Source organism: Nonomuraea turcica, from assembly GCF_030718205.1.
Classification (GTDB): Bacteria; Actinomycetota; Actinomycetes; order Streptosporangiales; family Streptosporangiaceae; genus Nonomuraea.
The window spans coordinates 586,989-610,326 of record NZ_JAUZQF010000003.1 but is presented as its reverse complement, the minus strand read 5'-3'; the positions used below and the strand labels follow the sequence as shown (position 1 = coordinate 610,326).

The 23,338-nt window shown below is 70.0% G+C and carries 18 protein-coding genes; 3 read left to right on the top strand and 15 right to left on the bottom strand.

Annotated elements, in window-relative coordinates:
• Positions 1-349: 349 nt before the first annotated feature.
• The 12 genes from Q9G87_RS11545 to Q9G87_RS11490 form a co-directional block, all read right to left on the bottom strand.
• Positions 350-3,589, bottom strand: a complete 3,240-nt coding sequence (locus Q9G87_RS11545; protein WP_305916265.1) for a BTAD domain-containing putative transcriptional regulator — start codon at positions 3,587-3,589, stop codon at positions 350-352.
• A gap of 206 nt (positions 3,590-3,795) precedes the next feature.
• A complete protein-coding gene (locus Q9G87_RS11540) occupies positions 3,796-4,698 on the bottom strand; it encodes a C40 family peptidase (RefSeq protein WP_305916264.1) in 903 nt (300 codons plus the stop codon).
• Positions 4,699-4,960: 262 nt separating this feature from the next.
• Positions 4,961-6,517, bottom strand: coding sequence for an arylsulfatase (locus Q9G87_RS11535; protein ID WP_305916263.1), 1,557 nt, complete (start codon positions 6,515-6,517; stop codon positions 4,961-4,963).
• Positions 6,514-8,151 (bottom strand): alpha-amylase family glycosyl hydrolase, encoded by a 1,638-nt coding sequence (locus Q9G87_RS11530; protein ID WP_305916262.1) that lies wholly within the window; start codon positions 8,149-8,151, stop codon positions 6,514-6,516. Before Q9G87_RS11530 ends, Q9G87_RS11535 begins: the two co-directional genes overlap by 4 nt.
• Positions 8,144-9,052 (bottom strand): dihydrodipicolinate synthase family protein, encoded by a 909-nt coding sequence (locus tag Q9G87_RS11525; protein ID WP_305916261.1) that lies wholly within the window; start codon positions 9,050-9,052, stop codon positions 8,144-8,146. The genes Q9G87_RS11530 and Q9G87_RS11525 overlap by 8 nt, the downstream gene beginning before the upstream one ends.
• Positions 9,052-10,662 (bottom strand): FAD-dependent oxidoreductase, encoded by a 1,611-nt coding sequence (locus Q9G87_RS11520; protein WP_305916260.1) that lies wholly within the window; start codon positions 10,660-10,662, stop codon positions 9,052-9,054. Before Q9G87_RS11520 ends, Q9G87_RS11525 begins: the two co-directional genes overlap by 1 nt.
• 26 nt (positions 10,663-10,688) lie before the next feature.
• Positions 10,689-11,477, bottom strand: a complete 789-nt coding sequence (locus tag Q9G87_RS11515; RefSeq protein ID WP_305916259.1) for an ABC transporter ATP-binding protein — start codon at positions 11,475-11,477, stop codon at positions 10,689-10,691.
• Entirely contained in the window at positions 11,474-12,490 is a 1,017-nt protein-coding gene (locus Q9G87_RS11510) for an ABC transporter ATP-binding protein (RefSeq protein WP_305916258.1), read from the bottom strand. Before Q9G87_RS11510 ends, Q9G87_RS11515 begins: the two co-directional genes overlap by 4 nt.
• Positions 12,487-14,010 (bottom strand): ABC transporter substrate-binding protein, encoded by a 1,524-nt coding sequence (locus Q9G87_RS11505; protein WP_305916257.1) that lies wholly within the window; start codon positions 14,008-14,010, stop codon positions 12,487-12,489. Before Q9G87_RS11505 ends, Q9G87_RS11510 begins: the two co-directional genes overlap by 4 nt.
• Positions 14,011-14,039: 29 nt before the next feature.
• The gene (locus Q9G87_RS11500; RefSeq protein WP_305916256.1) at positions 14,040-14,906 is read right to left on the bottom strand and encodes an ABC transporter permease; all 867 of its coding nucleotides are present in this window, start codon (positions 14,904-14,906) and stop codon (positions 14,040-14,042) included.
• The gene (locus tag Q9G87_RS11495; protein ID WP_305916255.1) at positions 14,903-15,829 is read right to left on the bottom strand and encodes an ABC transporter permease; all 927 of its coding nucleotides are present in this window, start codon (positions 15,827-15,829) and stop codon (positions 14,903-14,905) included. Before Q9G87_RS11495 ends, Q9G87_RS11500 begins: the two co-directional genes overlap by 4 nt.
• On the bottom strand, positions 15,826-16,881 hold the full coding sequence (locus tag Q9G87_RS11490; protein WP_305916254.1) for a LacI family DNA-binding transcriptional regulator: 1,056 nt from the start codon (positions 16,879-16,881) through the stop codon (positions 15,826-15,828). Before Q9G87_RS11490 ends, Q9G87_RS11495 begins: the two co-directional genes overlap by 4 nt.
• Positions 16,882-17,089: 208 nt before the next feature.
• On the opposite strand from Q9G87_RS11490, the gene Q9G87_RS11485 reads away from it, so the two are divergent.
• Together Q9G87_RS11485 and Q9G87_RS11480 are read left to right on the top strand one after the other, a co-directional pair.
• Complete coding sequence (locus Q9G87_RS11485) at positions 17,090-18,886, top strand: right-handed parallel beta-helix repeat-containing protein (protein ID WP_305916253.1); 1,797 nt, start codon at positions 17,090-17,092, stop codon at positions 18,884-18,886.
• A 19-nt stretch (positions 18,887-18,905) separates the two neighbouring features.
• Entirely contained in the window at positions 18,906-19,919 is a 1,014-nt protein-coding gene (locus tag Q9G87_RS11480; protein ID WP_305916252.1) for an SGNH/GDSL hydrolase family protein, read from the top strand.
• 54 nt (positions 19,920-19,973) lie between these two features.
• Here Q9G87_RS11480 and Q9G87_RS11475 read toward each other — a convergent pair whose 3' ends face one another.
• Positions 19,974-21,179 (bottom strand): DUF5685 family protein, encoded by a 1,206-nt coding sequence (locus Q9G87_RS11475; protein ID WP_305916251.1) that lies wholly within the window; start codon positions 21,177-21,179, stop codon positions 19,974-19,976.
• 95 nt (positions 21,180-21,274) lie between these two features.
• On the opposite strand from Q9G87_RS11475, the gene Q9G87_RS11470 reads away from it, so the two are divergent.
• The gene (locus tag Q9G87_RS11470; protein WP_305916250.1) at positions 21,275-21,571 is read left to right on the top strand and encodes a hypothetical protein; all 297 of its coding nucleotides are present in this window, start codon (positions 21,275-21,277) and stop codon (positions 21,569-21,571) included.
• A gap of 18 nt (positions 21,572-21,589) precedes the next feature.
• On the opposite strand, the gene Q9G87_RS11465 is transcribed toward Q9G87_RS11470, so the two are convergent.
• Together Q9G87_RS11465 and Q9G87_RS11460 are read right to left on the bottom strand one after the other, a co-directional pair.
• Positions 21,590-22,792 carry an ankyrin repeat domain-containing protein gene (locus Q9G87_RS11465; RefSeq protein ID WP_305916249.1) on the bottom strand — a complete coding sequence of 401 codons (1,203 nt, stop codon included), beginning with the start codon at positions 22,790-22,792 and terminating at the stop codon, positions 21,590-21,592.
• A 31-nt stretch (positions 22,793-22,823) separates the two neighbouring features.
• Positions 22,824-23,183: a VOC family protein gene (locus tag Q9G87_RS11460; RefSeq protein ID WP_305916248.1), complete on the bottom strand. Its 360-nt coding sequence runs from the start codon at positions 23,181-23,183 to the stop codon at positions 22,824-22,826.
• Positions 23,184-23,338 lie beyond the last annotated feature (155 nt).

The following is a 23,338-nucleotide window of genomic DNA, read 5'->3' as shown; positions in this document are numbered from 1 at the left end:
CGTCATGGCGGTACCCAGATCCGAGGGCCGGAGGAGTGGCTGGCCACGACCGTCACGTTCTCGTTGGAGGAGAGTGAGGGAGAGACGGTCCTGCTGTTCACGCATGGCGGGTGGCGCGAGCCGGTCGACTTCCTACATCACTGCAGCACCGGGAAGATCAGCGAGGCCCGCGCCGAGGGAGCCCGGATCGTCAAGGCGGGCCTGCCCTTCACCCGTCATGCGGCGAGAAGATCTACAAGGTGGCCCGCAAGTACATCGACGTCGATCTCTGCTGATCTCTGCGCGCAGGGCCCGTGCCGGGATGGGTGATCGGGGGTCAACAGTCCGCGCCCCCGCCGACTGGTTCTGTTCATTGTCTCGAGGCATGCAGCGCGGCCAATGCCTGCCTTTCGAGCAGGCGGAAACCGCAGGATCCGGCGATCGCCACGGCCTGCTCGGCGGTGTAGCTCGCCGAGGCCGGGTCACCGGCGGAGAGCCGGGCGGTGGCGAGGCCGACCAGTGCCCGTGCCTCCACGAACGGGTAGGTGTTGTGCGCGATCGTCACGCTGTCCTCGAACCACTGGGCGGCTGCCGTCGCGTCGCCGAGCGCGAGGTATGCCTGTGCCGCAGTGGCCGCGGTCTGTGCCGTGGCCTTCCGGTCGTGGACCGCGATCGCCATATCGTGCGCTCGCCTCGCCACCTCCAGCGCGGTGGCGGCGTTTCCGCGCTGTCTGTGCAGCTGGCTCAACTCGTCCAAGGTGGACAGCTCGCCGCGCAGGTTCGACCTCTTCCGGTACGCCACGAGCACTTCGGTGAGCAGTTCCGAGGCGCGCGCCTCCGCACCGAGCTGACGTAACGCGCTCGCCAGGTTGCCCCGATTGGCCAGCGCCGACGTCTCGCGGCCGGTCGCCTCGTTGATCTCCAGCGCCGCGTTGAGCAGTTCGGCGGCGTCCCGAAGCTCGCCCTGGCACAGCCGCATCACCCCGAGTCCGTTGAGGGCGACCGCCCGCACGTGGCCGAGCTGGTCGTCCTCGGTCAACTCGAGCGCGCGGTGCAGCCAATCCTCCGCGTCGGTGAGCTTGCCCTGCTCCAGATAGAGCCACCCGATGTGATGGGACAGGTACGCGGCGGCCGTCGTCCAGCCGGTGGTGACCGCGAGCTGTTCGCCGGCGAGGCAGTCGGACAGCGCCTCCTCGTCCCGGCCGACCGACCACAGCGCCTGGCCACGGCTGATCAACATCGCGGTCCGCGCGACGTCATCGCCGGCTCTGGTGGCCGCGTCCAGCCCTGCCTCCGCCGCGGGCAGCCAGCCGTCGATGTGCCGGCGGATCAGGAAGTAGCCGCGGAGCTGGTCGGTGATCCGCCAGGACAGCGCGCGGTCGGCGGACCCGGCCGCGTGCCTGACGACGGCGACCAACGCGGGCAGCTCGGCGTCCAGCCAGGCGATCGCGTCGGCTTCGGTGGCGAAGAACGTCTCCCGCTCCGCATGCGTGTCGAGCCGCACGAGCTGCGGGTACACCCACTCCATCGCGGCCGTCACCGCGTCGGCGTACCAGGTGTACAGCCGGGAGCGCGCGGTTTCGCCCTCGGTGTCATCGGCGAGCAGCCGCCGGGCGTACAGGCCCAGCAGGTCATGGAACCGGTAGCGGTCCGTCGCGTACTGCATCAGCATGTTCGCCTCGAGCAGGTCCTCCAGCACGCGGTCGGCCTCGGTCGCCGGCATCGCCAGCAGGACACCGGTGCTGTCGGCGCCGAAGTCGTCACCGGGGTGCAGGCTGCACAGCCGGAACGCGCGCTGGGCCGCTGCGCTCAGATCGGCGTAGCTGAGCTGGAAACTGGTGAGCACGCTCGACTCACCGGTGGACAGCTCGGTGAGTCTGCGGTTGTCGTCGTGCAGCCGGCGGGTCAGGTCGCCGATGGTCCACGCCTGCCGGGTGGCCAGTCGCGCGCTCGCGATGCGCAGCGCGAGCGGCAGCCGTGCGCACGCCTCGGCGAGCGCGCCGGCCGCGCCGGGATCGGCGTCGATCCGATGCGATCCCGCGGTCGCGGCGATCAGGGTGATCGACTCCTCCGGGTTGAGCGGTTCGAGGTGGACCATGCTCGCACCGGCGAGGCCGAGCATCCTGCGCCGGCTGGTCACGATCACGTCGCTGCCGCCCGCACCTGGCAGCAGCGGACGGACCTGGTCGGCGTCATGTGCGTTGTCCAGCAGCACCAGCATCCGCCGGTCGGCGAGCTCGCTGCGGAACAGCGCGGCCGCCTCGGCCTCGTCGGTCCCGATTCCCCTGCTCGGCACGCCGAGCGCGCGCAGGAACCGGCCCAGCACCCCCATAGGTTCCGGTGCGGCCGCGGTGGTGCCGCGCAGGTCGGCGTAGAGCTGACCGTCGGGATACTTCGCGCGCAACCGGTGCGCGGCGGCGAGCGCGAGAGCGGTCTTACCGACTCCGGCGATGCCGTCGATCAGCACGATCCGGGACGAGGTCGGTCCGGACTCCTCGTCCGTCCTGGCGAGGGCAGCCTCGATCCTGGCCATGTCATCCGCCCTGCCGACGAAGTCCGGCGGCGCGGCGGGCGCCTGCTGGATCGCGGTCCGCCCCATGGTCCGCCGGGCGTGCCGCTCCTGCTGCCGGAGCACCGCGAGCTGGGCGGACCGCAGCCGCTCGCCAGGATCGATGCCGAGCTGGTCGGCGAGTGCGGACCGGATCCGGTCGTACGCCGCGAGTGCCTCTGCCTGCCGGCCGCTCGCGGCCAGGGTCAGGATCAGCTCGGCGTGCAGCGGCTCGTCCAGCTCGCGCAGATTCACCAGCTCCCGCACCGGTTTCAACGCGCGTTCCGGCTTGCCGAGATCGCGCGCCAGAGTGGCGAACGTCTGGACAGTGGTGGCGTACTCGGTGGCTATCGCGGTGTAGAGCGGGCTCGATGCCACCCGCTCCGCGTCGATCTCACCGCGCCACAGCGCGACGGCTTCGGCGAGCCGCGTCAACGCCTCCTCCGGCGCGTCGTACGCCGCCCGCGTGGTGAGGTCGCGGAACGTCAGCAGGTCCAGGTGATCGGCGGTGACGGCGAGCCGGTAGCCGGTCTGACCGCCGAGGAGCACGCTGTCGGTTCGCGCGTCGGAGTCCAGTAGCCGCCGCAACCTGGCGACGTGCGTGTGCAGCAGGCTCACCGGATTCTGGGTTTCGCCGTGCTGCCACAGAAGGTCGATCAGTTCGTCCTGGCCGACCGCCGCACCGGCGCCCAGCGCGAGCCGCGCGAGCAGCGTGCGTTGCAGGTCGGAGCCGAGGGATGCCTGGACATCGCCGTGCCAGACTTCGACCGGACCGAGCACACGGATGCGCAGCGGGCCGCCACGGACCGGACCGGCTTCGGCGCGCAGCGGGCGATGGGCCTCGGCGGCGGCGGCGTGGAGTTGCTCGGCATCGGGCCCGCTCAACCCGAGCGCGGTGGCGATGGCCTGGACCGAGTCCGGCTTCGGGCTTCTCGTCCTGCCCTGTTCCAGATCGCGGATCGCGCCCGCGCTCACGCCCGCCCGGTCCGCGAGTTGCCGTTGCGTCAGTCCGGTGCGGCGGCGATGGGCTCGAAGCAGCCCGCCGAAGCTTGTCTCCGTCACTCGTACCTACGCCGAGTGACCAGACTCTTGATCTGCGACCTTCGGGGCACCAGACGATCCTAGGCCAGGACACGCCACAGACCCCAGCGTGCTGGCTGTAGCACGCCGGGGCTCGTGTTATGCGGATCTGGCGCTGGACCAGTAGTGGTCGTGAGGCGGCGGTGTCCTGGGGGTCCCGGTTGCGGCCTGGACACCCAGGAGCGACGTCATGGGTTGACGACGGTCGCCACGGTGTCGACACCGAGGATGCGGAAGGCCGCGACGCGGTTGTCGTAGAGGCCGCCTTCGGGATGGTAGTCGACGTTGGTGCCCTCTTGGAGCGCGTCGAAGATCTGGCCGTCCCCCTCCCAGAAGGCGACGTGGCCGACGGCTTCTGCGGTCGTCTTGTAGAAGATCAGGTCACCGACCTTCAGGTCCGAGTAATCGATCGCTTTGGCGTAGAACTTCCCCGGGTTCTGGTTGTTGTTGGCCCAGTTCCACATTTCGACGGCGCGGCGGACCGGCCAGCCGGGGAAGTTGGCGATCGGGTTGTAGGAGGCGTAGACCAGGCCGGAGCAGTCGTAGCCCGGGTACTGGGGGGTTCCTATACCCTGCTTGATGTAAGGTTCGCCGCGCTTGGCCACGGCGTTCTTGTGGGCGATCATGCTCCAGTTGAAGATGTCCCTCTCCTGGTAGCAGAACACCCCCTGCTCGGTCGTCCCGTTCTGGACTTTCACCCTGAGGTGATTGATGTTGGGGATGTTGTCGGGGTTCCAGTCGGACTTGAGGCCGATCTCGTGGTGGCCGTTGCCGCCTCTGAGGATGAAGTAGGTCTCGCCGCTGGGGAAGATGAAGGGTGCCTCGCCGCCCTCGGCGCCGCGGGCCTGGATCCGCAGCACCGGAGACCTGTTGGCCTCCGTGCCGGTGTCCTCGATACGCCAGCGAACGGTCACCTGGTCCGCTCTTTTCCAGTCGACCTGAATGAAGGCCTCGGCACCCCCGCAGGAGACGGTGAGCGTGCCGCTCGGATTGCTCAAACCGTCGGCGGACGCCGAAGGCGCGGACACGAAGACGGCGCTGGAGACCGCGACGACGAAGGCCACGATCAACGTCATGATTCTGGGTTTCACGTTCTTCCTTTCATGGGGGGATGTCTTTCGTCGTGGGATCGGCGTCGCAACCCCGGCGTCTTGTCGCTTCGAAGAAAGTGGGAATCGGAAGTCACGCGTTGCCGCACGTCCACGGCTGCCGGCCGCGGCCCTTGGTGCAGGTCATTGGCGGCTTGGTAAGAACGTTAGGGATTGCCGCTGGCGCGGCGCTGTCCGTACTCCGCCCGTACCGCTCTGTACGCCGCCCGTACCGGACGCGCGGCCAGCGGGGGCGGTCCTGGGCCTAACGCGCCTCTTCGCGGGATATGACGCCGACCCGCTGCGCCCAACACTGGTACGCGGTGGCCAGCTCCGCGACGAGGTCGGGGCGGCGCTCGGCGAGATCGGTCAACTCGGAGCGGTCGGTGTCCATGTCGTAGAGCTCCCATGGCCCCGCGTGCTCGCGGACCAGCTTCCACCGCCCCCGGCGTACGGCGGCGTTGCCGAGGTGCTCCCAGAACAGGGGCGTGTCCGGGACCGACGCGCCGCGCAGGGCCGGCACCATGGTGCGCCCCTCAAGGTGCGGCACCGCCCGCCCTCGGTACTCCCGCGGGTAGTCGACGCCGGCGGCAGCGAGCAGGGTGGGCAGCACGTCGGTGAGCTGAAAGGGCGTTCGGACGATCCGCCCTGCGGTGAGGCCGCCCGCGGGCCAGTGCACGATGAACGGGGTCGCGATGCCTCCCTCGTGGACCCACCGTTTGTAGAGGCGGAACGGGGTGTTGGACAGGTTGGCCCACGCGGGACCGTAACTCGCGTAGGTGTCCTCCGGGCCGGGGTCGATGCCCGGGATGTTGCCGACGCGCAGCTCGGCGCCTTCCCGAGTGGCCGCCGGCACAATGTGCCGCTTGGCCCGGAACTCCTCGGGGTCACCGAGCGGCAGCATCTCGGCGCAGCCGCCGTTGTCCGACAGAAACACCACCAGGGTGTCGTCGGAGACCCCGGATGCCTCCAGCCGGTCGAGGATACGGCCGATGCCCCGGTCCATCCGCTCCACCTGGGCCGCGTACACCTGCATGCGGCGTGCCTCCCACGCCTGATCCGGTGCCGCCGCCCACCGTGGTTGCGCCGGGTCGGGCGCGGACAGTGCCGACTCGGCGCCGAGCAGGCCTTCGGCGCGCAGCCGGTCGAGCCGGCGAGCGCGCAGTTCGTCCCAGCCCGCGGAGTAGACGCCGTCGTACCCGGCGATGTCCTCCTGGGGCGCGTGCAGCGGCCAGTGCGGCGCGGTGTAGGCGACATAGGCGAAGAACGGACGACCGGCGGCAGCCTCCCGGCCGATGAACTCCACGGCGTGATCGGTGATCGCGTCGGTGTAGAAGAACTGCGGATCTCGGGTCTCGGCGCTCGCGTCCACCTCGCCGCGGTACAGGGTTGCCGGGTCGTAGTAGCTCCCGCATCCGCTGAGCGTCCCGAAGAAGTCGGCGAATCCTCGCCGCGTGGGCCACGAGTCGGCCGGCTCCCACAACGGCCCGCTCAGGTGCCATTTGCCCGACATGCCGGTGGCGTACCCGGCGTCTCTGAGCACCTCGGCGACGGTCACGCAGCGGTCGTTGAGGCTGCCCGGATAGCCTCCGGGTGCGCCGTTGCCGGCCAGGACGCCGATACCGGTCTGGTGCGGGTGCAGCCCGGTCAGCAGGGACGCGCGCGACGGGCTGCATCGTGCCGTGTTGTAGAACTGCGACAGCCGCACCCCGGACCGCCCGATCCGGTCGAGATTCGGCGTGCGGATCTCACCGCCGTAACAGCCGATGTCCGAGTACCCCAGGTCATCGGCGAGGATCAGCACGATGTTGGGCCGTCTCACGGTGTGCTCCCGCCCTGCAGACGCAGCCAGGCGGCCGTGTCCGGCCCGAGCGGATCGTGTGCCGCGTCGAGGGTGTCGCTGCGCAGGAGGGTGACCGTGTTCGCGGGCACCGGCACCTCCGTGGCGCCGAGATTGACGACGCACGCGAAGTCCGGTCCGCGCCGGAAGTGCAGGACCGGGCCGGCTCGGCCCACCCACTCGAGCTCCTGAGGGACATCCAGCTTCCGCCGGATCCGCAGCGCCCGCGCGACGAGGTGATAAGTGGAGGCCGGGTCGTCCACCTGGTTCGCCACCGAGAGCCGTCCCCACCCAGGGGGCTGCGGCAGCCACGGGTCCGCGGACCCGAACCCGGCGCCGTCCGGTGCCGGCGTCCAGGGCAGCGGCACTCGGCAGCCGTCGCGTCCTCGGCGCCGCCCGCCGGAACGGGTCCAGATCGGATCCTGGAGGCGATCGTCCGGGATGTCCATGTAGTCGGGCAGCCCGAGTTCCTCACCCTGATAGAGGTAGGCGACGCCGGGTAGCGCCAGCATCAGCAGCAGCGCGGCCCTGGCGCGGCGGCGGCCCAGGTCCTCGTCGACCGGGCCCAGCTCGTGACCGGACCTTCCCTGATGCTTGCGGGTGTCGGCACGGCCGTAACGGGTCACCGTCCGTTCGACGTCGTGATTGGACAGCACCCAGGTCGGCGGCGCACCGGAGAGGGACATCGTGCGGAGCGTGGAGTCGATCACCGTGAACAGATCGCCGGCGTCCCACGCGGACTGCAGGAAGGGGAAGTTGAAGGCGGTGTGGAGTTGGGCCGGCGCCACGTACCGGGCCAGCCGCTCGGGATCCGCCACCCATGCCTCGGCCACGAAGACCCTTGGCGGGTCGTACGCGTCGGCCACCGCGCGCCAGCCCCGGTAGATGGCGTGCACCTCGTCGCGGTCCCGGTGCGGATGGTCCGGCACGTCAGTCAGGACGAGCAGGTCTTCCTCCCGGTAGCCCAGATCGGGATAGCCGGGGTGCTTGATCAGGCCGGTGGCGACGTCGATCCGGAACCCGTCCACCCCGCGGTCGAACCAGAAGCGCAGGAGGTCCAGGAACTCCGCGCGGACCTCGGGGTTGGACCAGTTCAGGTCGGCCTGGCTGGGATCGAACAGGTGCAGATACCACTGCCCGTCGGGCACCCGCGTCCAGGCGGGGCCGCCGAACGTGCTGCGCCAGTCGTTGGGCACGACCTCCCCGGTGGGTCCTCGACCGTCCAGAAAGTGGTACCTGGCGCGTTCCGCGGAGCCCGGCGGGGCGGCGAGCGCGGCCTGGAACCAGGGGTGTTCGGTGGACGTGTGGTTCGGCACGACGTCCAGGATGACTTTCAGGCCATGCCGGTGCGCCTCCGCGATGAGTTGCTCGGCCTCGCGTACGTCGCCGTATTCGCGGGCGATGGCGCGATAGTCGGATACGTCGTAGCCCCCGTCATTGTTCGGCGACTCGTACCACGGCGTGATCCAGATGGCGTCGACACCGAGGCCGGCCAGATAGCTCAGGCGGCTGCGGATCCCGGCGATGTCGCCGATCCCGTCGCCGTCGCCGTCCGCGAACGACCGGATGTAGACCTGGTAGATCACCGCGGTACGCCACCACTCGACGTCACCCATCGGCGGCTCCGATCAGTTCCGGCTCGAGTTCGGCCAGGAACTCGCGCAGCGCCGCCAGCTCGCCGTCGTCGAGGGTCCGCAGCGGTGGGGCGACCGCTGCCCGGCACAGGCCCCGCATGGCCAGGGTCGCCTTGACGACCGGGACTCCGGCCCTGATCCGGTGCACCCCGAGCAACCGGATGACCCGTTTCTGGGCCAGTGCGGCACGCTCCTGATCGCCGGCGCGATACGCGGCGACCAGCTCCAGCGCGACGCGCGGGGCGATGTTGGCGATCCCGGGAGTGATCCCGTCCGCGCCCGCGGACAGCGCGTCGAGCATCTTGCCTTCGGCTCCCTGGTTCACCCCGAAGTCCGGCCGGTCGCCTTTGACCTCGAGCCACTGACGCAGGATGTCCGTCTCACCCGAGCTGTCCTTGACGCCGACGACGTGCTCCATGTCGGCGACGGCCGCGATCGAGCCCTCCGAGAACGGCGGCGCGTACCGAGGGATGTTGTACGCGATCACCGGCACGGCGGCGGTACTGATCGCTCGGTAGTGTTCGATGATGTCGCGCTCGTCATGGTGGAAATAGCAGGGCGGGCTGAGGGCGACCGCGTCACACCCGGCCTCGGCGGCGAGCTCGGCCCGGCTGAGCGATTCACGAGTGCCGGCGGCGGAGACGTTGACGATGACGGCGCCATCCGGCACCAGCCGCCGCCAGTGGTCGACGGCGTCGCCGAGGAACGCGCCGATCTCCGCCGTCTGGTGCAATGGCCCCTCGCCGTTCGTGCCGAGGAGCATGATCTTCGTGATGCCCGCGGCGGCGAGCGCCCCGAAGTATCGCAGGCCGGCCGCGAGATCCGGTCGTCCGCTCTCGCCGATCGGGGTCACGGCGGGGACGATCACACCTGACACAGACATCAGTACCCCCGGATCTCTGGCCAGGCCAGCTCGACGCCGTCGGCCTTCAGCGCGCTCTGGTACGCCCGCAGGTGTCCCTCCTTGCGCCGGACGTCATGCGGCTCCACCGTCTCCCCCAGACAGTAGGCCACCAGCGAGGCGGCGGCCTCGCCGATGTTCCACTCCACCGGGTGGAGCCGGTAGCAGCCGTTGGTGATGTGCGTGCTGCCGATGTTCTTGCCGGCCGGCAGCAGGTTCCTCAGGCGCACGGGCAGCAGGGCGCCGAGCGGGATCTGGAACGGGCAACTGGCGACGTCGATGTAGTTGTCGCCGCCCGTTGAGGGGTGCAGGTCGATCCGGTACATGCCGATCCCGACCGTGTCGTCGTACTGCGTCGCCCCCGCCGCACCTCGCACGGCGAGAGACACGTCCTGTTCGACGACCGTGTACTCGGCCCTGATCCGCCGGGACTCGCGGATGTACGGCGCGGCGGCGAAGCCGTCGGGAGTGTCCATGACATCCGGCCGCAGCCGCAGTCCCGGCCAGCCCCGGCCGCCGTCCGGCCGCGGCGCCTCGGTCTGCAGCCAGTAGAGCATGCTCGCGGAGAGCTCACGCGCGCCGGCGAGATGGCGGGCCTTTTCCTCCTCGCTCACCCCGATGATGGGCCCCGCCACGTAGTCGATCATCGGCCAGTTCACCAGGGTGACGTCGCTCGTCACGAAGCCGGGCTCGTACAGCTCGCGGGCGACGGCCCGGCGGAACTCCCACAGTTCGCGGTCCCCTGGGTCCTCGCTCTGGTCGGCGAGCACGGGCCCGGACCGGATGTTCGGGGTGAACGTCCGCGTCAGCGGCTCCCGCGTCCGCGGGTCCGGGGCGGTCAGCCCGATCTGCGGTCCCGGCCAGTAATCGGGACGGTACGCGCGCCAGTGGTCGTACGCTGCCGGCCGGGCGATCACGTGGTCCTCGCCCTCCCGGTGATCGACGGCGAACACCCAGGAGAACGCCTGCATGTTGCCGGGCTGCGCCACCTCGGGCGCACTCGGCTCACCGGTCTCGTGCCGGGACTCGAACCCGGTGACGTGCTCCGCACCGGCGAGCGGCAGGACGTCGCCGAGCTCGGTGGCGTCCAGATAGTACGGGCTCGCGATGTGCACCAGGCCAGCGTCCGCGCAGTCCACCGTCACGCTGCGGACCCGGTCGCCGTCGGTCTCCGCCGCCACCGGCCGCGCACCGAGCAGGATGCGCAGCCGGCCGCTGCTCAAGTAGGGGTCGACCAGCGCGCGCAACACGGCACCGCTGACCCGCGGCTCATGGCACAACGCACCGACCCGGCCCAGACCGGGATTCAGGTGTGGCTCGTTCCTGGCCGCCGCGGTGAGGGGATACCACGTCCGGTAGTAGTCGCGAACCGCGGTCCGGTAGCGGCGGTAGGAGGCGGTGCAGCCGAACTGCTCGATCCACCTGTGCTCATCCGGGGGCACCCCCTGGCTGGTGAACTGCCCGCCTATGCGGTCGCCTTCCTCGGTCAGGACCACCCGCAGCCCGTGTCGCAGAGCTGCGAGCGCGGCGGCGACTCCGCCGACACCGCCGCCGATGATGGCCAGATCCGCATCAGTGATCCGCGATTCCAACGTGTTCCCCCTGTGTGCATGTGGATTCAGGCGCCCTCTAGGTCGAGGGCGGCGTCGAGGAGTTTCCTGGTGTACGGGTGATCGGGCTGTTCGAACAGTTCGTCGGCGGTCGCGGTCTCGACCAGGCGGCCCTGGTGCATGACCGCCACCCGGTCCGCGATCTGCCGGACCACCCCGAGGTCGTGGGTGATGAAGAGGATGGCGAGCCCCCGGGCGGCCCGCAGGCCGGCCAGCAGTCGCAGGATCTGGGACTGCACCGAGACGTCGAGTGCCGAGACGGCCTCGTCGCAGACCAGCAGCCGAGGGCGCAGGGCGAGCGCGCGGGCGATGCTGACCCGCTGGCACTGCCCGCCGGACAGGGCCGTGGCACGCCGGCCGGCGACGCCGGCGTCCAGGCCGACGTCCGCGAGAAGTTCGTCGATCGCGGCATCCCAGGATCGGCCGTCCGGCGCGGCCGAGGGATGGGTCCGCCAGGTCTCGGCGATGATCGACCGGACGGTCATCCGGGGGTTGAGCGAGGCCGCGGGATCCTGGAAGACCATCTGGATCGCCCGCCGGGTCGCCGGTGACCGCTTCGTCACCGGGCCGACCGGAGCCCCGTCGAACAGGACCGCCCCTTTCTGGTGTGCCTGGAGACCGACGACGCAGCGGGCGACCGTGGTCTTTCCCGAGCCGGACTCCCCGACGATCGCCAGGGTCTCGTCAGGGCGGAGGACGAAGGAGACGCCGTCGACGGCATTCGGTTTGCTGCCGCGCCTGCGCTCTCTCCAGGTGTGGAAGTTGACGACGAGGTCGCGTACCTCGATCAAGCTCACGTTTCCTCCGGGAAGTGGCAGGCGACCTGCCGGCCGGCGGCGACCTGGCGCATCTGCGGCACCTCGCTTCGGCACCGGTCCTGCGCCTTGGCGCACCGTGGGTGGAAGGGGCATCCGCTCGGGCGTTCGGCCGGGCTGGCCGGGCTGCCCGGCAGCGGTTCGGCGATGGCCGTCTTACTGCGTACGGCCGGTACGCTCACCACGAGCGCCCGCGTGTACGGATGCGCCGGGCTTTTGAGCACCTCGCGGCCACTGCCGACTTCGCAGATCCGGCCGGCGTACATGACGACGACCTCGTCCGCCACATGTGCCATCACCCGCAGGTCGTGGCTGACCAGCAGCATGGCCATGCCCTCCTCGTCGCGGACCCGCCTCAGCAGCGCGAGGATGCGGGCCTGCACGGTGACGTCGAGCGCCGTCGTCGGTTCATCGGCGAGGATGAGCTGCGGCGATCCGGCCAGTGCCGTCGCCACCATGGCCCGCTGTCGCAGTCCGCCCGAATACTGGTGCGGATATTGAGCGTGCCGGGTCTCCGGCTCCGGAATGCCTACTCGGTCGAGCAGGTCGATCACGGTCCGGCGGACCTCCTTCGCGGGCATTCCGCCGCGCCGGAGGATCTCGCCGACCTGCCGGCCTATCGTCTGCGTCGGGTCGAGCGCGGCCTGAGGGTCCTGGAAGATCATCGCGATGCCGCGCCCACGCAGCCGGCGCCGGTCCGGCTCCGCCATGGTGACCAGGTCCTCACCGTGCCACAACATCCGGCCGGAGACCGCCGCGCCGGGCGGCAGCAGGCCGACGATCGCTGTCGCCGTCATCGTCTTGCCGCTGCCCGATTCACCGATCAGGCCGGTGGTCCGGCCCTCCGCGATGGTGAACGAGACATCGTCCACCACGCGGACCTGGCCGGCCGGGCCTGGCAGGTCGATCGACAGGTGCTCGACCCGGAGCAGCGGAGCGGGCTCCGTGGCGAGCACCGCCGACGACGGGTCGGTGACGTTCGACGACCGGTTCACGATCCACCGGTGCCGATCCGGACGGTGGAGAAGTCCGGCGTGAGGCCCGGGGTGATGGCGAGGCCTTGCACGGACTTGTTCCGGACGTACAGGTTCTGCACGAACATGGGGTACATACCGACCGCGTCATCCCAGATGATCTTGTTGGCCTGCGCGTACAGGTCCTGCCGCTTGGCGGTGTCGCTGGTCGAGCCCGCCTGGGCCAGCAGGTCGTCGAGGTCCTTGTTGCAGTAGCCCGTGCGCTTGGCCGCGCAGGTGTACAACCGGCCGAGGTTGGTCGCCGCGTCGAAGCCGGCGGTGCCGAGTTGCTGGATGTTCAGATCCCACTTGAGCGCCAGCAGATCCTGCAGGAAGACCGCCGCCTCCTTCTGGGTCGGCTCGACCTTGACCCCGATCTTCGCGAGGTCGCTCGCCACCGCGTCGGCGAACTGCTGGAACTGCGGCTGGGAGAACTGGGCCTGGATCGTCTGCTTGTAGTCCCAGCCGGCGTCGTCCAGCGCCTTCTTGGCCGCGACCGGGTCATATCGCACCGGGGTCTGCGGCGCGTAGCCGAGCACGTTGGGGCTCACCACCGAGTCCGCCACCGAACCGGTCTCCGGGAACAGCGACTTGATGATGGTGGCGAAGTCGACCGCCTGCCACAGTGCGCGCCGGACGGCGGCTTCTTTGAGCCCCTCGCGGGAGCTGTTCATCCACATGGTGATGACGCCGCTGCCCGAGTCCTTCTCCACGACGAGGTTGGGATTCCCCTTCAGACCCGGCAACTGGTCGTCCGGGACCGCCCACGTCATGTCCACCTCGCCGGTCTTCAGTGCGGTCATCTTCGCCGCCATCTCCCCGATGCTGCGCAGTTCCAGGCGGTTCAGCGCGGGCTTGCCGCCCCAGTAGCCGGGGTTGGGGGCGAGCACCAGGCTCTGGCCTGGCGTGAACTGCTCGACGACGAACGGGCCTGAGCCGATCGGCTTGGTCCAGCCGTCGTTCTGGTGCGCGGCGGGGGTGACATAGAAGGTGATGAGCTTGCCGAGCAACGCGGGATCGGGGCCCTTGGCCGTGATGACGACCGTATTCGCACCGCTCGCCTTGGCCTCATGGCCGGTGAAGTTGGCGGCCATCGCGCCCTTGAGCTCGAGAAGCCGGTTGAAGGAGGCGACGACGTCAGCGCTGGTGACCGGGGTGCCGTCGGAGAACTTGACGTTGTTCCGCAGCGTGAAGGTCCACTCCGTGGCGTCCTGGTTGGGCTGCCACGACTCGGCGAGCACGCCCTCGAACTTGCCCTCCCCGACCGTACGGACCAGCGGGCTGAAGATCGCCTTGGCGGCGACCTGGGTGCCGTTGTCCATCGAGGAGGCACCGTGCGGGTCGAGGTTCTCGATCGGGGTCCACACGGCGACGGCCAGCTCCTGCGGCACGTCACCACCGGCCGACGAGCCGCCGGTGGTGGTGCTGCAAGCGACCAGCCCGGCGATGGAAACCGTCGCGGCGGCCAGGGCCACCGCGCGACGAAGCCGATTGAGCCTCATGGAATTCCCTCCTGACATTGGCTGAGCAGTCAGCGGCTGGTGCCGAGACGCTGCGTGAGGTGGTCGCCGAGCAGGCCCGTGCTCACCACGAGGCCGGTCAGCGCCAGCCCCGGTAGCGCCGAAATCCACCAGGCGGTGTCCAGATAGTCCTTGCCGTTCGCGATGACCTGGCCCCAGGAGACCGTGGCCGAGGGCAGGCCGAGGCCCAGGAAGCTGAGGCCGGCCTCGGACAGCACCGCGCCGGCGAACTCTGTGGTCGCCAACGCGGTCACCGGACCGATCACGAACGGGATGATGTGCCGGATGATCATGACGGGGGTAGGAACCCCGATCAGCCGCGCGGCGTCGACCCACGGCCGTTCGCGCAGCGAGAGGGTGAGACCGCGGGCCAGCCTGGCGAAGCCGACCCAGCCGGCCACCGACAGGGCCAGGACCACGACCAGCATGCTGCGCTCGAGGAGGCCGGCGATCACGATCGCGAGCAGGATGCCGGGGAAGGCCATCAGGATGTCGATCAGCCGGGAGATCGCGACGTCGGTCCAGCCGGCGAGGTAACCGGCGAGCGTCCCGAAGGCCAGCCCCACCACCAGGCAGGCGGCCACCACGGAGATCCCGATGATGATCGACGTCCGGGCGCCGTAGACGAGCTGGCCGAGCATGTCCCGGCCGGCGCCGTCGGTGCCGAGCACGGCGACCGTGCCGTCCGCCCTGACCGCCCCGATCGGCAGCAGCCGGTCCGCCACGCTGGTCGCCACCGGGTCGTACGCGATCAGCAGCGGCCCGATCAGGCCGACGAGCAGGTAGCCGGCGAGGACGACGGCGGCGATCGTGGCGACGGCCGGCGTGGATCGCAGGCCGACGGGCCACAACCGGGGCCGTACGGTAATCGCGCTCATGCGCCTGCCCCCAGCCGGACTCGCGGGTCGAGCCGGGCGGCGATCAGATCCGCCGCGACGTTGCAGCAGATCACGATGACCGCGATGAGGAGGACGGCGGCCTGCACGATCGAGTAGTCCCGGTTGGCGACCGCGGTCACCAGCAACGAGCCGAGGCCGGGCCAGGTGAAGACGCTCTCCACGATCACCGCGCCGCCCAGCAGCGTGCTCACGTGCAGCGCGCCTACGGTCACCACCGGTGTCGCCGCGTTGCGTACCACATGTCCGGTCACCACTTCGCGCGTGCTGAGCCCCTTGGCGTACGACCGCTGCACGTAGGGCTCCGCCATGGTGTCGGCGACGCTGCTCCGGGTGATCCGGGTGAGGAGCGCGGTGAAGGGGGCGGCGAGCGTGAGCGCCGGAAGCACGATGTGGGCCGGGGTACCGGTGCCGGCGCTGGGGAGCAGCCGGAGCTGCAACGCCATCAAAAGGATCAGCATGATCCCGATCCAGAACGGCGGCATCGAGTAGAGGGTCAGGGCGAAGCCGGAGATCCCACGGTCGATCCACCGGCCGCGGTAGGCGCCGGCCAGGGCGCCGAGGACGACGCCCGACATCGCGATGACGGTCGCCACCAGGGTGAGCTCCACCGAGGCCGGCAGCCGGGACAACACCAGCTCGAACGCCGGCTGTCCGAAGCGGTAGGACTCCCCGAAGTCGAGCGTCGCCAGCTGGGCCAGATAGTGCCAGTACTGGACCGGCAGCGGCTGGTCCAGGCCGAGCCGCGTCCGGGCGGCCGCCACCTCGGCGCCTGTGGCGTCCGGTCCGAGCAGCACCAGCGCCTGGTCTCCGGGGGCGAGCCGCATGATGAAGAACACCAGTGTGGCGGCCCCGAAGATGATCAGGACGCCGGTCGCCGCCGTGCGCAGCGCATACCTGGTCATCGCCGGACCACCCGGCTGATCGAGTTGCCGCGTACGTCCGTGCACGGCACGACCAGCTGAAGAGGCGGCTGGTCCCCGCCCTCGAGCAGGTTGACCAGCAACTGCACCGCGGCCCGGCCCATCTCCACCCGTGGTATCTCGAACGACGTCCAGATCCTGGTCGCGGTCGGCGCCGGGGCGGAGCCCAGGAACGCGACCGACAGGTCGTCCGGGATTCGCAGGCCTGCCGCCTCGGCGACCTCGGCCAGGGCGAGGCCGGTGGCGTTGTCCTCGGAAGGCTCGACCAGGACCGCCGTGATCCCCGCCCGCACCCATCCGGTGACCCGGTCCGCGCCGATGTCCTCGGCACCGGAGGAGAACTCGACCACGAGGTCGTCCGGGCTCAGGCCCGCGGCCTGAGCACCTTGGCGCAGGCCGAGCTCGCGATCATCACCCGGCTCGGCGCCGTCGGTCTGCCGCAGGAGCAGGATCCGCTGATGTCCGAGCGCGACCAGCTCCTCCACGAGGGCCGCAGTCGGAGCGACGTAATCCGGGGCGACGTAGGACAGCTCGGTTCCCTCGATGTCGCGCCGTCCGATGAAGACGAACGGGAAGCCCTCCTTGACCAGGTTCGCCAGGTCGTCACGCGAGATGTGCCGGCCCAGCAGGACACAGCCGTCGGCTTTCAGCAGCGCGTTGCGCCCCCTGGCGTAGACCCCGCCTTGGGCGGTGTTGGCCGAGGTGAACAGCAGCAGGTCGTAGCCGAGCCGCGCCGCCTCCTCCTCCACTCCGACCAGGAACGGGTGATAGAAGTCTCGCTGGTCGACCGGGAACACCGACTCGAACGTGTAGAGCCCGATGGTCTTGACGGTCATCCCGCGCAGCGCACGGGCGGCGGGGTTGACGGCATACCCCAGGTCTTCGATCGCCTGTTGAACCCGCCGGCGGGTCTCCTCGGCCACCTGCACGCCCGGGCGCTCACTGAGCACGAGGGAGACGGTGGCCTGGGACACTCCGGCCCGCTGGGCGATCTCGACTTGGGTGGGGCGTCGCGGCCCGGCTCGTTTTGGCATGGCGATCCAGTTGACTAATACGTAACGACTCCGAGGCACTCTAGGGACCTGGCGGCGGTCTCCACAAGGGGTAGGTTTCCCGAATATTGCCATTTAATGTCGCAAACCAGCCCCAAGGGGAGCATTTGTTGCCTCTTGTGAGGCGGATATGACGTCTGTACGATCCTCGATCTATACGTATCAGGTCGCTTAATGAGAGGTAGAGGCCATGTCCGAGGGGACCGATCGTCGAGCGCTGTTACGGATCGGCGGTGCGGCACTGGGCGCGGCCGCGGCAGCCGCCTCATGGGGACCGTCACCCGCGGCGGCCGCCGCCGTGGACCCGCAGGATGTCGTCACACCACAGCAGTTCGGCGCGGTGGCCGACGGGCAGCACGACGACACCGACGCCATCCAGCAGGCCATCAACGCCCAGCAGACCCGGCTGAACCGGATCGTCGTCTTCCCGCCGGGCACCTACCGGATCACCCGCACCATCGTCATCCCCGACCTGCCCGGGGAGCCCTTCAACCGCATCCAGCTGCGCGGTTACAGCACCATGACGAACCGCGCCTCGATCATCCAGGTGACACACGACGGGGTGGGCATCGACGTCCGGTGCTCCCTCGCCGCGATCTACGGCCTGGCCTTCGTCGCCCCTGCCAAGACCGCCGGCAATGTAGCGCTGCGCTTCGCCGGTGAGGCCAACACCGACGACACCGACGCCGCCATCCTGGAGTGCACGTTCGTGTCGTTCAAGCTCGCCGTCGAGCACGTCGGCCGCGGGCTGTACTTCTCGCACAATCTCGTCGCCCTCTGCACCACCGGCGTCAGCCTCGCCTGGCCGACCGGCGGCGTGGAAGGCGGCCCCGACCATGTCCCGCCGTACGGGCTGCGGAAGTGGCTCATCGCCAACAACCACTTCCACAGTCCGTTCCAGGCCATCGTCACGCAAGGCGCCGGGGACAGCGACTTCCGCGGCGCGATCATCCAGGGCAACCTGCTCGACATCGGCCGGCGGCTGCTGATCGGCAGCCTGACCAACTCCACCATCAGCGGCAATGTGGTGGAGAAGGCGGACAATGGGCCGATCATCGAGATCACCAGCGGGGGCCACAACCTGACCATCGGCGACAACGTCCTCGGCGGGTTCGAGCCGCCGCAGAACAACGGCCTGTGCGCCATCCAGTTCTCCAGCGGTGTCACCGCGCACAACGTCACCATCAGCGGGAACTCGTTCAACTGGCTCAACCACTCGCCGATCCGATTCGAGAACGACGCGAGCAAGATCACCATCGCGAACAACTCGTTCGACAACTGGAACCTCGACGCGAAGACCGATGCCGCGGCGATCAGGGTGGCCGGGAAGGCGCACGCGTTCAGCATCATCGGCAACGTCATCTCGGCCGATCCGGCCGATCGGCCGCCGATTCTGACCACCGGCGGGCTGCACGACTCACACGTCATCGGCAACACCTCTGAGCATGTGCCGCTGGTCGCGGGCACGGTGGGGGCGGATTCGTTCGTGCAGGCCGGCCCGGGCCGGTTCAACCGGATCGAGGTGGCCCAGCCGCTGGGAGCGGCGGCCACGGTGGTCAGCACCTGGACCGGGCCGATCAAGGTGGGCGAGGACCGCTACGGCTCGTTCGTCGTGGAGGGCAACAACGCCAACCCGGGCGTCAAAGGCGGGCTACGGGTGGTCCCGGTCAACGCGTCGGGATCGGCCGCCACCGAGTTGCTGTGCTCGACCACGTCCACCAATGAGCTGGTCTCCATGATCTCCAACGCCACCGGGCTGGTTCCGCCCGTCGACAACGTACGCGATCTGGGCAGCGCGGATCGACGGATGCGAGCCGTGTACACCCACCAGGTGGTCCTGGCCGAGCACGCGCCGGACACACTGCCGAACGCGGCCGACCACGCCGGAGGTCTCATCATGATCCACGACCCCAAGACCGGCAAGCGCGGCCTCGCTCTCTCCGACGGTGGATCCTGGCGGAACGTCGTGCTCGGCACCGAGGTCTGATCAAGGAGGTCCGGTTCGCATGGCGCTGATCCAGCTCGCTCCTGACGCGCGGCCGACCGTCTGGCGGGGCAGCCTGGCCTGGACGGAGGAGGGCGGCTCATGGCAACCGTGGCGGCTGCCACCTGACCGGATCGCCACCGCCCACGCTCCGGACCTGGCCACGCGTGCGCGCATGCCGGCCGGCGTCCGCGCGGTCGTCCGTACCGACGCGACCGCGCTGGAGCTGCGCACCTACGCCGTGGACGATGATGTGACGTCGCTGGACGTCGTCGTGGACGGCGCGCTGTGGCGGCGGACGGCACTGACGGCCGGGACGGAGACGAGCCACGTCACGTTGCCGCCCGACGCCAAGGTCGTCGAGGTTTGGTTGCCCCAGTTCGGCGAGATCCGGATAGGACCCCTCGTCCTGCACGGCGCCACGTACGCCACCGCCGCCACGGATGAGGGGTTCCGCTGGGTCACGTACGGAAGCTCGATCACGCAGTGTCGCTCAGCTCTAGGCCCGAGCGAGACGTGGCCCGCTCTTGTCGCTCGACGCCTCGGCTGGGATCTCACCTGTCTCGGATTCGCCGGGGAGTGCCACCTTGATCCCATCGTCGCCAGAGCCATCACGCGTACGCCCGCGGACCTGATCTCGCTGTGCCTCGGGGGCAACATCTACGGCGCTGCGAGTTTCGGCGCACGCACGCTCACCGGCCAGGTGTCGGGCTTCATCCAGACGATTCGCGATGCCCATCCCCACGTGCCGATCGCCGTGATCTCGCCGATCGTCTCACCACGCCGTGAGCGGTTGCCCAACCGCGCGATGATGACCCTCGACGATGTCCGCGGCGCCGTGACGGACGCCGTGACCACACTGCATCGATGCGGCGAGGCACGGCTCCACCTCGTCAGCGGCCTGAGCATCTTCGGACTCGAGGATGCCCACCTCCTGCTGCCTGACTCCCTGCATCCAACCGCCGACGGCTACCGCCTGATGGCCGAGCGACTCGCCCCCCGCCTGGCAGCCATCGCGCCCGCCAGGAGCCGGTAAGAGCATGCCCAGGCCCGCGTCCATGTCCACGACGCCGAGGAGATCACGCGGCGGTCAGCCGCAGTCGCAGCCGCAGCCGTCGCAGCAACAGCCGTCCTCGCCCGGGCAGCAGGAGCCGCAGTTGCTGCAGTTGCCGCAGCAGTCGTAGCCGGAGCAGTCGAAGCGCTGGCAGCAGGAGCCCTCGCGGTCCTCATCCCAGGCGGGCCGGTACAGGCCGCACGTGCAGCAGCTCAGCGCGGTGCACGCCAACGACAGCAGTCCGCCGGGGTCCCGCTTCGGCGGCCGTTGTCCCGGCGGCGCGCCGGGATCGCCGGGCGGGTGGCCGGGCGGGTGGCCGGGTGGGTGGCCGGGCGGGTGGCCGGGTGGGTGGCCGGTGCCGTGCGTTCCGGCGGTGGCGAAGGCTCGGGAGACGGCGCTGCCGGTCTCCCGCACCAGCAGCGCGCGCGTCAGGGCGGGGCGGGGCAGGTCCAGCTCATCCACGGCGGCGCGCAGCTCGGCGTGCGCGGCGTCGCAGTGGCGGCGCGCCTCGTCCAGGCCGGTGCCGGTGGCGGCCAGCGGATTGTACGCCCCAGACGCCCGGTCGTCGGCCAGGTCCTCCACCGCGTCGATCAGGTGTGCCAGCTTCCCGAATCCGCGACCGGCCGCCTCGAGGGCCTCCCGGTTGTGCGGCTTCCCCGCGAGCACTGCGGTGTGCGCGAACGCGGCGGCGACGGCGTCCTCAGTAGGCCCCGTCAACTCTCGTAACCCGGGCGCGGCGCCGCTCCCCGTGGGCGCCTGGGCGGGGGCGCGTTCCAGGAGGGCCTGGCGGCCGGCCGCCGCTGTCAGCGGGGTGGGGTCGAACCCCAGCGTGCCGGCCATGGCGGTGCCGGCCGAGGACCAGCGGCCCGCCAGGCGGGTGGCGCCGGCGGCCACCGGGCGGCGGGCGTACACGCCGTCCCCGTCCGCCACGTGGTCGCTCACCTTGCCGGCCGCCAGGAGCAGCGACACCGAGGCCGCCAGCCGTACCCCCTCGGACTCCACTACGTCGGCGCCCTTGAAGCCGCGTAGCGCACACGGGCCCGCCCTCCGGTGCGACGTGGACGCGGGCGACTGGGCCTCGGTGAGGACGGACACGAGCAGGCCGTCGTAGTTGGTCACCAGGCGGGACAGATGTCCGTACTCGTCGCGGAGCGCCAGGCAGAGCCCGCACAGGTGGCCCATCCAGTCCGCGTAGAGCCCCTTGCACATGACGTGCCGACACGGGCGGACAATGCCGAACATACGTCCCCTTATGTGCGTATTAGAGAGCCAACCGTAGCACCAGGCCCCGACGGTCTCCGGCGATCAACACGGAGGTGGACTGATACAAATGGGGCATGAGTGAATCCGTCGGGTATCCCCCGCAGCGGAACCTGCCGCCGGCCCGGCGTGTCTACAGCCGGACCTACCGTGGGTGGGCCCACGTGCTCCTGTGGACGCCGATCGCGCTCACGGTGGCCGGTGTCGTCCTCGGCCTGGGGCTGTTCGCGGCCGCTGACGCCGACCCGACGTACGGTTCGTCCGCACTCGGCTATCTCGGCCTCGTCGTGTGGGGCGCCCTCGCGGTCCTGTCACCGGCCCTGCTCGGGTCGTTCATCGCCGGGCTGGTCATGCTGAGCCGCGCGCGCCGCTGAGGCTTCGGACCCGGTATCTCAGCGCGATCGACACTCGATCAGATCGTGGAGCTGCTGAGTCACGGGATCGTGCGGGCGAGCGGCGAAGACGATGTGCAGCCAGCCGTCGGCGTCGGCTTGGAGGAGATCGTCGCGGATGGACGGGTCGGCACCGCGCTCCAGGAGCAGGCGGATCACGTGGAGTCGACCGCCCGGGATTGCCCAGTGCAGGCCGGTTCGCCCGAGGTAGGGCGCGACGTCGGGGTGGACGCCCTGGTCGAGGAACCAGCGCACGACCTCGATCCGGCCGTGCTGGCAGGCATGGACGAACGCCTCTCCCACGATCTCCTCCGGATCATCGGTCGGCGGCAGCCGAGACGGAAAGCCTGCGCCGGTGTCGGCGAGGTTGGGGCGCGCCGACGCGGCGTCCGCCCGGAGGCTGCCGTCCGCGTCGAAACAGGCCCGCACCAGATCCAGCCGGCCGCAGGCGGCATACGTCCAGAGCGCCTGCGGGACGATCCCGTGCTCGGCGAGCAGGTCGACGACCTCCGTGTTGTCGTGGTAGATGGCGTTCTCCAGCGGGGTGATGCCCCATTTCCGCGTGCCAGGATCGGCGCCGGCGTCGAGCAGCAGGCGCACGTATTCGACCCGGTTGGAGCGGGCAGCCCGGGTGAGCGGGAGATCCAGGTTGGTGGCCTTGCCGAGCAGGACATCGACTGCGGCGCGTGGCACGCCGAGCTCCTTCTCGAGCCGGACACCGGGGATCGTCTCGGGGCCTGCGAGCATGTCCAGCAGGGTATCGACGTCCTCGGCGGTCAGACCGGCGAGCCGATCAGTGTCGCCGGCCAGCAGGGCTTCGGCCTCGCGGTGCAGCCGCCGCCGCTTCTCGTGGCGTTCGTCGAGATCGCGCCGGGATTTCTCGGTGAACGACACGAGCTCCTGCCAGGTCGGGAAGCCGAGCTCCCGCGCGATGATCAGCCGCGCGTCGCGAAGCCCGGCGCTCGCGGCGGAGGTCGCGGTGGCGTGCCGGGGCACGTAGGCCCGCAACCGTCGCAGCGCGCCGGGATCGTCGCGGCGCAACTCGACGAGGAGGGTGTCGAGGTCCGCTTGCCCGGCCGGAAAGAGGTTGGTCTTGTCCAGTGCGTTGACGTGCTGCTCGAGGTGGGAAAATCCCTGCCCGCGGACTGGCAGCGCCCTCGCACGCTCCCTTTCAGAGTAGTGATCGGCTCTGCGTGGAGGCAACCATCAGGAAACGTCGAAGAGTTTCCGAGGGTCAGGGAGAAGCAGGCACAGCGGGCGCAGTCTCGCCCCCTATGCCCGTCTCGTTGCCGTCGGCGTCACGGAAGACCCACTTGCAGACGTTGCCGTGCTGCTCCCTATCCACCGGCCGCAGCCCGCGCCCTGCGATCCGGTCCACCTCGGACACCGGATCGTCCACCCAGATCATGCTCACACCACCTCCGGCACGAGCGGCATCCTCGATGACGTACACGTACCGGTCCTCGGCCAGCTGCCACACCGCTTCGACATCGTTGGGCCAGAACGCCGGATCCTTGCCGAGGAGCTTGGTGTACCACTCCACGGCGCTCTTGCAGTCGCGGACAGGGATGCCCGCGAAGATCCCCACTGTCACGGTCGGATCTCCTCTCCATCGGGGCCGGGAAGGACCAGCTCGCCAAAGGAACAGACTCCGCGCGTCTGCGGAAATCATCGCGGCCCTTCGCTTGCCCACAACCCCGGGTTGAAAAAGTGTGTTCTGGCGATATGTCCGGACAATCGCCGCCACTC